Here is an 11168-nt window from a genome sequence, read left to right on the forward strand (position 1 = left end):
AGCCGCCTGGAGATCGGGCGCGAGGCCTTCATCGAGGAGTGCTACAAGTGGTACGAGGAGTACGGCACCACCATCGTGAACCAGATCAAGGGCATGGGCTGCTCCTGCGACTACGATGACGAGCACTTCACCCTGGAGCCGGCCTACGTGCGCGCCGTGCGGAAGCTGTTCGTGGACTGGTACCGCGACAAGCTCATCTACCGCGGCAAGCGCATCGTGAACTGGTGCCCGAGCTGCACCACGGCCATCGCCGACGACGAGGCCGAGTATGTGGACGAGGCGGGGCACCTGTGGTACCTGCGCTATCCCCTGACCGAGCCCGTGGACGGCCTTGAGTACCTCGTGGTGGCCACCACGCGCCCCGAGACCATGCTGGGCGACACCGGCGTGGCCGTGAACCCCAAGGACGAGCGCTTCGGGCATCTCGTTGGCAAGACGGTGAAGCTGCCGCTCGTGGACCGCGAGATCCCCATCTTCGCCGACTGGCACGTGGACACCGAGTTCGGCACCGGCTGCGTGAAGGTGACCCCCTCCCACGACCCGAACGACTGGGCCATGGGGGAGCGCGCCGGCCTTGAGCGCATCAACATCTTCGACGAGACGGCCCATGTGGTGGAGGGCTACGGCGAGTTTACGGGCCTGAGCCGCGACGAGGCCCGCGAGGCCGTGGTGGCCGCCTTCGAGGCGCTGGGCCTGCTCGATCACGTGGAGGACCACGACCATTCCGTCATGACCTGCTACCGCTGCCACACCAAGCTGGAGCCCTGGGAGTCCGAGCAGTGGTTCGTGGCCGTGGACGGCCTGAAGGAGGCCGCCGCCCGGGTGGTGGAGGACGGTTCCATCCAGTTCCATCCGGCGCGGTGGAAGCAAGTGTATCTGGACTGGCTCGCGAACCTGAAGGACTGGTGCATCTCCCGCCAGCTGTGGTGGGGCCACCGCATTCCCATGTTCTACTGCGATGATTGCGGCTGGGAGGACGCCTCGGTGGACGAGGTGGAGGTCTGCCCGGTGTGCGGGGCGCCGGTGCGCCAGGACGACGACGTGCTGGACACTTGGTTCTCCAGCCAGCTGTGGCCCTTTGCCACCATGGGCTGGACCGAGGAGGGCATGGACGCGCCCCAGATGCGCACGGCCTACCCGACCCAGGTGCTCTCCACGGCCCGCGACATCATGGGCCTGTGGGTGGCGCGCATGGTCATGGCCTCCATGTACTGCTGCGATGACACCATTCCCTTCGAGGACGTCATCATCCATCCCACGGTCATGGCCGCCGACGGCAAGCCCATGTCCAAGAGCCGCGGCAACGGCGTGGACCCGCTGCGCCTCATGGAGGACTACGGTGCCGACGGCATGCGCTACGGCCTGCTCATGCAGGTGACCGGCGCCCAGGACATGAAGTTCAACGAGGCCAAGCTGGAAAGCTCCCGCAACTTCGCGAACAAGGTGAAGAACGCGAGCCGGTTCGTGCTCATGAACCTGGAAGGGTACGAGCCCGGCGCGCCCGAGCCGGTTACGCCGGCCGATCGCTGGATCTTCTCCCGCTTGGCGAAGATCGTGGCGGCGGTGGACGACGGCTACGACAACTTCGAGTTCGGCGATATCACTCGCGAGCTGTACGGCTTCGTGTGGAACGAGTTCTGCGACTGGTATATCGAGTTCTCCAAGGCCCGTCTGGCCGAGGGGGCCGACAGGTCCGATCGCGCCGCCTGCCAGCGCAACCTCGTGTTCGTGCTGGGGCAGATCCTGCGCCTGCTGCATCCCATCATGCCGTTCATCACCGAAGAGGTGTACGCCGAGATGCCCAAGGACGAGGAGGCGGCCCCCATGCTCATCGTGGCGCCGTGGCCGAACGCCGCCGAGCTCGCCCGCTTTGTGGACGAGGAGGCCGAGCGCTCCATCGCCATGGTGTGCGAGGTGGTGGGTGCGGTGCGCTCCACCCGTTCCCGCTACGGCATTTCGCCGAAGGTGGCCCTGCCCGTGGCCGTGAAGGTGGCCGCCGAGGCCGATGCGGCCCTGCTGCTGGCCCAGGCGCACCTCATTGGTCAGCTGGCCAACGTGGAGGAGTTCGAGGTGGCCGTGGAGACCTCCAAGCCCGCGGAGAGCGCCGTGGTGCTCGGCAGCGGCCTGGAGGTGTACATTGTGCTGGCGGGCCACGTGGACTTCGATGCCGAGCGGGCGCGCCTGGCTCGTGAGCGCGACGGTGTGGCCAAAGACGTTGCCAAGTTCGAGAAGAAGCTGTCAAACCCCGGCTTTTTGGCGAAGGCCGCCCCGGAGATCGTCGAGAAGGACAAGGCCAAGCTGGCCGATCTGGCCGACAAGCTGGCCCGCATCGAGGCCCAGCTGGCCGAACTGGGCTAAGGGTCGCGCCGCGGCGCCGACGGATCAATGCGTTACGTACAAGAAGGGACCCCTGGGTCCCTTCTTTTTTGGCCGCTCGGGTGAGTTCTTCTTGCGTCTTCATCAATGGCTTGTATTACAACAAAGGTAAAAATCGGACTACTGCGACTATAGAAAAGCCACCCGTCTCCGTGATAGGCTTGGCCCAAGGTTTAGTAGGGCGGTGCGCCTTCCGTGGATTCGCTTGCGGCTTAGGCGGTACCTCCGCGACGTTAGGCGAGAAGGGGGTCGGACATGGTCGAGACAAACGGTGTATCCCAGATTGTTCTTTTTGAGTCCTCCGATGGGGAGGTGAATCTGGAGGTGGCGATCGATGTGGGCGAAGATGAGATCTGGCTCAATCGCTCCCAGATGGCGCTTCTCTTCGATCGCGATGTTAAGACCATCGGTAAGCATATTGCGAACGCTCTGAAGGAAGAACTTGATGGCTCTCAGAAACCAGTTGTCGCAAAATTTGCGACAACTGCTGCTGACGGAAAATCATACCAGGTCGAATACTACAACCTCGATGTCATCATCTCGGTAGGCTACCGGGTGAAATCCCAGCGCGGCGTGGAGTTCCGCCGCTGGGCCACCGATGTGCTGCACCGCTATATCATCGAGGGCCGTGCCGACAACGAGAAGCGTCTCGCCCAGCTTGCCCAGGTTATCTCGGTCATGGAGCGATTGCCCGAAGAGATCGGTGCCGCGCAGATTCTGGAGATCGTCAAAAGCTACGCTCCGGCTCTCGATCTTCTGGATGATTACGACCATCAGCGCCTGGGGCGTCCGCGGGGCTCCGAGGGTGTGTACGTGCTTGACTACGATGAGTGCCGCGATCTCATCGGCAGCTTGCGCTTTGCCGGCGAGAGCGATATCTTCGGTGTCGAGAAGGATGATTCGTTCCATAGCAGCATCGCGGCCATCTATCAGTCATTCGGCGGCCAGGAGCTGTACCCCTCGGTGCAGGAGAAGGCGGCGAATCTGCTGTACTTCATCGTGAAGAACCACTCGTTCCACGATGGCAACAAGCGCATTGCCGCCAGCTTGTTCTTGTACTTCCTCGATCGCAACGGGCTGTTGTACGACGATGGCCGCAAGCTCGTCGGCGATGATGCACTCGTGGCCACCACCATCATGATCGCTGAATCGCGGCCGGATGAGAAAGAGGCTATGGTGTCACTCGTGATGAACTTCCTCGCATTGGGGCGCGGCTCGGAGTGAGCGAAGCTCGCAAGGAGGCTGGCGATTGCCACTGATGATCCGGCTGCTGCTTCAATGGGAGATCCGGTGGGCTCTAACGAGAAGGGATCCCTGTAGGGGTCCCTTCTCGTTGCGGGTTGGTTCGGGGGGGGGTGCGTGGGCCCTCGGGAGAGCGAACCCCTACTGGAAGCGGCGCAGGCGGCGGCGACTGGCGAGGAGGCCGGCTCCGGCGGTCAGCAGGGCGCCGAGGGGCAGCAGGGCGGCAAAGGCGAGGGCATCTCCCGTCTGGGCGAGGCGCCCGTGCCTGATGGTGGTGGACTCGTCGGCCGTGCCATCGAGAACGCCTCCAGCGGCCGTGACGCCGGGCGGGTAGGCGGCCGGGCTCGTCACGATCTCGCGGCTCTCGTCGAAGGCGTCCCAGCCCTGGTCCGGGTCGAAGGGAGAGCCGGGCTCGGGGAAGGGAACGGCGGGATCCCAGCGGCTCGGCGGCATGCCCAGGGCGGCGGCCACGTTGCCGATATCGCTGCCAACGGCCTCGGCGGTTACCACAGCGTCGAACACGAGGGAGATGGCCCGACCGCCGTAGAGATGGCCGGCGGCGACGGACAGGCGCCGGGTCTCGTGGTTGTAGGCCCCGTCGTCCACGGCGATCTGGCGCCCGTCCGGAAGAGTGAGGGCGATGGTGCCGGCCACGGGTTCCAGGCCCCGCGGCACGTCGTCGCGAACGACGACGTCCATCCAACTGGTCGCCGGCCCGTCGTTGGCCAGCTCGATGCAGTAGCGCACGACGTCGCCGACGCGGGTCTTGCCGTCGGTGCTCGTGGTGTTCTCGGCCTTCTTGACGATGGACACCGCGCCGTCGGCGGGATCGTCGCCCACGAGAATAGGGGGCTCGGCGGGATCGGTGCCGCCCACGGGCTCGCCGCTCGGCGGTGCAGCGGGCTCTCCGGCCGGATGGTTGCCCGGCAGGCTGTCGGGGCCGACGGAGGGCACGGTGCCGTGGACGAAGGCGACATTGCCGTTCTCCGCTCCCACGGCCTCGGCGCCGACGACGGCGTCGAAGGTGAGGAGCCAGCGCTGGCCACCCCACACATCGCCGACCGTGACGGCGATGGTGCGACTGGCCTGGTCGTAGGCATCGTCGGATACGGTCAGCGGGCTTCCGCTCCCATCCGTCCCGGGGCCGGCGAGGCGCAGAGTGCCCGTCACGGGCTCGATGCCCACGGGCAGCGGATCGGATATGACGGCGTTGACCAGGCAGCTGTCGGCAGCGCCGGTGTTTTCGAGCACCACGGTGTAGCGTAAAATGTCACCCTGGCGCGTCACCTTGGCCTCGGGCGCGGTGATGTTCTCCACGGACTTTTCCAGCGTCATGGCGGGGTCGGCGGGCACGACGCTGGCAGGGCCGGGCGGTGTGGCGGGCTTGGTGGGGGCGGGATCCACGGGAAGGGGCTCGCCGGGATGATCCGGGTCTTCCATGGGCTTGTCGGGGTCGGTCAAGCTGGGGCGCGTGCCCGTGGCCGAGGCGATGTTCTCAAGATCGATGGCATCGGGGTCTGCGAAGTCGAGGCCATCGCGGACAACCGCCTCGAACGTGACCGTGGCCGTGCCGCTGCCGGGCACCGCTCCCAGGGGCACCGTGAGAAGGGGCCGGCCGTCCGCTCCCGGTGCCGACAGCGAGAACTTGCCCGTGTCCTGGGGCCGGGCACTCGCCGTTTTGGCGAGCGGGCCGTCGAAGGGCAGATAGGGGTTGGCGAGATGCACCGTCGCCTCGTCCAGCATAAGGCAGGCGGGCAGCGGGTCGGTGGCCACGGCGTCGGTCCACAGCGACCCCGCCGCCGCGTTCGACGCCGTGATCGTGTAGCGGATGCGGTCGCCCGGCTGGGTGGGCCCGTCCGGATGGGTCAGGTTCTGCGCCTTCTTCGACAGCGCCGGGACCGGGGCGATCTTCGGCTCCGGTTTCACGGTCACGTCGATGACGAAGGTGCTTCCCGTGAAGGCGCCGTTGGGCTCCTGCTTGACGACGAGCTCGCTGGACCCCACGGCCACGGGATCGACGACAAGGGTGATCTTTCCGTCGTCATCGCGCAGGGGCTTCCCGTATTCGTCAAGGACGATCTCGGCCTCGACGACGCGCCCGTCCGCGGTGGTCACCGTGATGGGGCCCGATGAGGGGGTGTCCAGCTTGATTTCCACGCGGCCGGGATGGGGTTCGGTTCCGTCGGGCTGCTGGTAGTACAGGGTGAGGTCGCCATGGTAGGTCTTGTCCCCGGGCTTGGCTGGGTCGGCGCCCGGCTTGTCGGGCGTGGGGTGCGCGTAGTCGATGTCGAGGGACGGCTGCGGCTCGCCGGGGTCGGCGCCCGGATCGGGCGACAGGGTCGCGGTGGGGTTGGGATCGATGGGGTCGATGGCCACCTCGGCCCGGGGCACCGCGGGATCCTCGGTGGGATCGGCGCTCTCGAGGTAGTTCGCGGGAACGCCGGCCGCCGCCTGACCCTCGGAGGGCGGAAGGAACTGGAGGGATATCTCGTGACGCCCCTCCTGGCCCTGGGTGGGCACGAGGAAGTCGGAGGTGGAGGCGGCCCGGGCGAGGGAGAAGCGGGTGTGGGTGCCCCCGGCTCCGTTGTCCTCGGCGGTGGCGTTCACGCGCGGATCGCCGACGGGGATTGGTTTGCCGTCCTCGTCGGGATCGCCGGCGAACACGAGCGGCTCGGGAGCGCCGACAGGCTCGCCATCGACGTAGATCTGCACGCGCCCGCGGGGTGCCTGGCACGTGCCCTTGGTCTTCTCGGAATTGGGGTCGCCGTCCACGGTGGGGGCTCGGTCGATGATGGCCTCGACGCGGAGGACCTGGTCGGAGGGGTGGGGCACGAGCCCGGGCTTCTTGTCGTCTACCCACTCGGCCTTCACGTCGCGCACGATGGAGGCGATGGGGGAGATGGTGAAGTCGCCGACCGCGCGGTGGCCCCAGTAGCTTTCGGAGAAGTTGTTGGCGGTGTCCTTGGAGTACTGGGTGGAGATGGCCGTGAAGCGCATACGGCCCACGTCGGCGCCGTTGTCCGTCTCGGTTCCAACGGGGTTGCCGGCGTCGTCGAGGCGCTGGTACTTGAACTTGATGGCGTCCGCTTGGGTGAGGTCGCGGCCGTCGGGGGTGCGCAGGGGCAGCGTGAAGAGGGGCGCGCCCTTGCCGTCGTAGTACTTGTTCAGGGACGCCAGGTAGTCGTCTTCCAGGGTGAAGTCGGCGTAGCGGCGCAGCTTTCCGTCGTCGGGCGCGTCCGGGGGCATCTGGCTGTCGGGCGGTCGGAACAGCGGCAGCGGGGTTACGGGGGTGGGGTTGCCGTTCTCGTCCAGCTTGTCGGTGTCGAGGTAGGTGAAGTTGACGGTGACCTCGCTGTTCTGCTTCACCGTCTGGGGAAGCCAGAGGTAGAGGTGCCCTTTGTCGAACTCGGCCGGAGCGCCGTAGTCGAAGGGCTCTCCGTCCACGAGGAGCTGCCAGTCGCTGAGCTCGTAGGTGTTCTCGCCCACGTCCGAGGTGAGGTCCACCTGGATCATCTCGATGGGCTCGCCTGCGCCGTTGTAGGCTTCGGTGCCGTCGCCGCCGCGGAACTTGAAGTCGGCCACATCGCCGCCGTTGCCGATGGAACCGCCGGTGATGACGACCTTGGCGCCGTGCTGTCCCATGTCGCAGGTGCCGCCCGAGGGGATGAGCGTGCCGCCGGTAAGGATGATCTGGTAGCCGTCGGCCCGCACGATGTTGCAGCAGCCCTGGCCGAACCCTCCCGAGCAGCCCCCGCCCGTGGCCTTCACGTAGCCGCCGTTGATGCGGATATTGCCGCAGTGCGTTCCCACGAGCTCGTTGCGCACGCCGCCGCCGATGCCGGCCGCATGGTGGCCGCCCTGGGTCTCGATATGGCCGCCGTTGATGGTGATCCACTCGTTGATGGCGGTGCCGTCGCCGTGCTGGCCGCCGCCGATGCCGGCCGCGCCGCCCGCATCGTAGACGACGGGCTTCTTCGCGGTGATGATGCCGCCCTCGATGGTGATGGCACCGCCCGCCTCGCGGCGATTGCCGCCGATGCAGGCTCCGTCGGTGAAGTTGCTCTTGCCGCCCATGGCCGACGCCACGTTCAGGATTCCCGGGTTGTCGCTGGCTAGGATGCTGAGGGGGTCGCCCTGCTTCACGCGGGTCTTCCCGTCGTCGAGTACCGCATCGACGCTCACCTTGCCGTCCTTGGGCACAATGCCGCTGTTCGGCACCGCGTCGTCGATGACGAGAGTGCCTCCCGTCGTGCACCGCAGGCCCGCGGCGCCGATGAAGCCGGCGAAGAGGCCGTTGCGCGTTCCGTCGGCGAGTACGAGGTGGAGCGAGGCCCCGGGGACGACATCAATGGCGGGGCGCTGCCCGCTGCTGGGAGTGGAGATGGAGACGCCGTCGAGCACCAGGCGCGCATGGGTGCCGCTGGGGATGAGAATGCTCGTGGCGCAGGTCTTGGCGTAGCCTACGTCGAAGCCCTGGGGGATGGTGTCGCCTGCGGCGTAGGGAGTCTGGTCCTTGTTCTGCACGACGAGGTGCTTGTCCGTGCGCACGGTCACCTGATTGGCCGCGCTGTCGTAGGAGAAGTCCTCGGGCCCGGGGGTGTCGCCGTCGATGCCCCAGAACACCAGGCCCCCGAATTCCACGACCGACGAGGGGCGCGGCAGGGGACTGCCGGTGTTGATGTCGTCGAGGGGAGTGCGCGAGCGCGAGGAGCCCGCGGGGGCATCGCTCGTCGGCTCAGAAAAGGCTATCGGGGGGGGGTCTCCGTGCTCGGGCTCTCCGGTGCGGCGAGGGCCGTCGCGGGCACCATCCCGCAGGCAAGGGCCGCTGCCAGGCCGAGGCGCAGAAGCGATCCCCGTCGCTTCTGTTTCATGGTGAGTCTCCTTCTCTCAAAGGCAAAGAATAGACACCAATATACCCCTCTCCCGGGGCTCGCGCAAGCCAAACCCCCAGCAACGGCCCGCGAGCCGCACCAAGGGCGGGGAAGCTCGCGGATCGGCCGCCTTCCCCGCAGCCTATTCGGGGAAGAACACATCCATGCGGGCGTTCGCGCGCTGCTTGCCGATGAGGCTGCCGAGCAGCATGAGCAGGCCGGCCACGGCGATGCCGATGACGATCTGGTGCAGGTCGGCTACCTTGAAGCCCAGGGCCATGGTGGTGCAGTAGGTCGCCGTGCCGCCTACGAGCGACCACAGGGCGCCGGCGGCGTTGGCCCGCTTCCAGAACAGGCCGCAGACGAGCACGAAGAAGAAGGCCGTCTCCAAACCGCCGAAGGCGAACATGTTGATCTTCCAGATCACGTCGGGGGGCACGATGGCCAGGGCGAGCACGACCGCCCCCAGGCCCAGGGTGATGAGCTGGCTCCAGAAGGCCACCTTCCCGTCCTTGGGGACGATGCCGCGCCGCTCGCAGGCGGACAAGCACACGTCCTTGACGATGGCCGAGGCCGAGGAGATGAGCAGCGACGACACCGTGGAGATGGAGGCGGCCACGGGCCCCACGATGGCGATACCGGCTACCACGGGCGGCAGGGTGCCCACGATGGCCGCGGGAATGATGTCGTCCACGGTGCCGCCGTAGGCGGCGATGTCCTCGGTGAGCACGCCGGCCGTGAGCACGCCCAGGGCCGTCACACCGATCATCATGGCGCCGATGATGACGGTGCCCCAGATCATGGCGGAGTGCAGGGCCCGGGTGTCGCGGTAGCCCATGGTGCGCACGACGGACTGGGGCAGCACGAAGGTGAACACGCCCACGAGGAGCCACTGGGTCAGGTAGAGGGACGGCGGCATGGCGCCGGCCGCGAAGGGCTCGAGCATCTGGGGCTCGTTGGCGGCGATGGACTGCATGATGGCCTCGTAGCCGCCGCCCGCTTCCAGGATGCCCCCGGCCAGGACGGCGATGCCGACGAGCATCATGATGCCGCACAGGGCATCGGTCACGGCCACCCCGCGGAAGCCGCCAATGACGGTGAACAGAATGGCCGCTGCACCGAACAGGAACAGGCCGGTGGTGTAGGAGTAGCCGGTCACGGCCTCGAAGAGCTTGGCGCCGCCGACGAACTGGGCCACCATGGTGGCCACGAAGAACAGCGCGATGACCAGTGCCGACAGGTTCGCCAGGGCGTTGGAGCCGTAGCGGGCCCGGATGACGTCCACCACGGTCACGGCGTTCAGCTTGCGCGAGACGAGCCCCATCTTCTTGCCGAAGATGCCGTAGAGCAGCACGAGGGCCGTCACCTGGACCACGGCCATGTACACCCAGCCGAAACCGATGTTCCAGGCCTGGCCGGGCCCTCCCACAAAGGAGCTCACCGAGCCGTAGGTGGCGATGGTGGTCATGGCCAGCACGAAGCCGCCCAGGGCGCGGCTGCCGATGAAGTAGCGGTTCGCGAAGTCGCCCGCGCCCCGGCGGCTGCGCACCCGCGCCACGATGGCGGCGATGAGGGCCACGAAGAGGAAGAGGGCCAGGGGAGCCAGGGGCGCCGCGGCGGCCAGGGCACCGTCGGCGAGATAGGGCTCGGCGAGGGCCGCAATCCCGTCGGCCGCCTCGTGCATCGCGCCACCCAGGGAGAGGAGCAGGCCGTTCCAATCGAAGCTATCCACGGCGCACCTCCTCGTCGGTATCGGCGCTCACGGTCGCAGCTGGGCTGGCGGCCGTCCGGTCGCTTGCGGGCGCCGCGCCGGCGCCGTCTGCGGGGGTATCGTCGTCGAGGCTGAAGTTCGCGAAGACGCCGCAGACGAGCACGAGGGCGGCGAGCACCGCCATGAGCCAGGTGCCCACGCAGCCCCCGATGATCCAGATCGGCGTGGAGAAGAGCTCGATGTCGCTGTCGGCGAGGCCGATGCCCCAGGACAGCCAGGTAACCGCGATGATGACCAGGGCGGCCACGGTGGCCAGGGCCTCCCGGTTGGCCTGCCGCATCTTCGCGGCGTAGGTCGTGAACTTCCTCTTGCCCATGGGGCTCCTCTCCTTGAAAAAAGGCACCGAGGCCAGTGTAGCCCCGGTGCCTTGGCTGCGCCCGCTCAAAGGGCGGGAATCTGGCGAGCGACTACAGGGCGGCGTCCCGGATGAGATCGATGAACTTCTGACGATCCCACTGGCCCAGGTCGCCCTCGGCCCGATCGCGCACGGACACGACGCGCTCTTCCACTTCCTTGTCGCCCAAGACCACCATGTAGGGGATCTTCTGGCTCTGGGCCTTGGCGATCTTCACCTTCATGGGCTCGTTGGCGTCCATGAAGTCCACGCGACCGCCGACGGCCTTCAGCTCGCCGACGAACTCGGCCGCCGCCTCCTTATGGCGGTCGGCGATGGGGATGACGGCCACCTGCACCGGGGCGAGCCACAGGGGCAGGGCCCCGGCGTAGTGCTCGATGAGGATGCCCAAGAAGCGCTCGATGGAGCCGAAGATGGCGCGGTGCAGCATCCAGGGGGTCTCCTCGGTGTTCTCCTCGGTGCGGTAGGTCAGCCCGAAGCGCATGGGCATGTTGAAGTCGATCTGCACCGTGGAGCACTGCCAGGTGCGCCCGATGGCGTCCTTCACCTTGAT

At 67.2% G+C, this 11168-nt stretch carries 7 protein-coding genes; 2 read left to right on the forward strand and 5 right to left on the reverse strand.

Translation table 11 applies throughout. The features are described from left to right. Positions 1 to 2358: valine--tRNA ligase (locus ACTOXK_RS11490; protein WP_482279949.1), on the forward strand; the 2358-nt coding region annotated here is incomplete at its 5' end. A 273-nt stretch (positions 2359 to 2631) separates the two neighbouring features. Continuing rightward, positions 2632 to 3600: a virulence RhuM family protein/type II toxin-antitoxin system death-on-curing family toxin gene (locus ACTOXK_RS11495; protein WP_482278655.1), complete on the forward strand. Its 969-nt coding sequence runs from the start codon at positions 2632 to 2634 to the stop codon at positions 3598 to 3600. Between the two features lie 159 nt (positions 3601 to 3759). On the opposite strand, the gene ACTOXK_RS11500 is transcribed toward ACTOXK_RS11495, so the two are convergent. The 5 genes from ACTOXK_RS11500 to ACTOXK_RS11520 form a co-directional block, all read right to left on the reverse strand. After that, positions 3760 to 8241 (reverse strand): hypothetical protein, encoded by a 4482-nt coding sequence (locus ACTOXK_RS11500; RefSeq protein ID WP_482279950.1) that lies wholly within the window; start codon positions 8239 to 8241, stop codon positions 3760 to 3762. A gap of 122 nt (positions 8242 to 8363) precedes the next feature. Continuing rightward, on the reverse strand, positions 8364 to 8489 hold the full coding sequence (locus tag ACTOXK_RS11505; protein WP_482278657.1) for a hypothetical protein: 126 nt from the start codon (positions 8487 to 8489) through the stop codon (positions 8364 to 8366). Between the two features lie 142 nt (positions 8490 to 8631). Beyond that, entirely contained in the window at positions 8632 to 10221 is a 1590-nt protein-coding gene (panF, locus tag ACTOXK_RS11510) for a sodium/pantothenate symporter (RefSeq protein WP_482278658.1), read from the reverse strand. Then, on the reverse strand, positions 10214 to 10576 hold the full coding sequence (locus ACTOXK_RS11515; RefSeq protein ID WP_482278659.1) for a YhdT family protein: 363 nt from the start codon (positions 10574 to 10576) through the stop codon (positions 10214 to 10216). The genes panF and ACTOXK_RS11515 overlap by 8 nt, the downstream gene beginning before the upstream one ends. Before the next feature lie 91 nt (positions 10577 to 10667). After that, positions 10668 to 11168, reverse strand: a 501-nt coding sequence (locus ACTOXK_RS11520) for a His/Gly/Thr/Pro-type tRNA ligase C-terminal domain-containing protein (RefSeq protein ID WP_482279951.1), incomplete at its 5' end; no start/stop codon positions are given.

It is taken from the genome of Adlercreutzia sp. (assembly GCF_056795635.1).

What these genes read in the sequence shown, in the direction of transcription:
- ACTOXK_RS11505 (WP_482278657.1), bottom strand. Translation starts at nt 8,489, where the DNA reads ATGAAACAGAAGCGACGGGGATCGCTTCTGCGCCTCGGCCTGGCAGCG.
- ACTOXK_RS11515 (WP_482278659.1), bottom strand. Translation starts at nt 10,576, where the DNA reads ATGGGCAAGAGGAAGTTCACGACCTACGCCGCGAAGATGCGGCAGGCC.
- ACTOXK_RS11495 (WP_482278655.1), top strand. Translation starts at nt 2,632, where the DNA reads ATGGTCGAGACAAACGGTGTATCCCAGATTGTTCTTTTTGAGTCCTCC.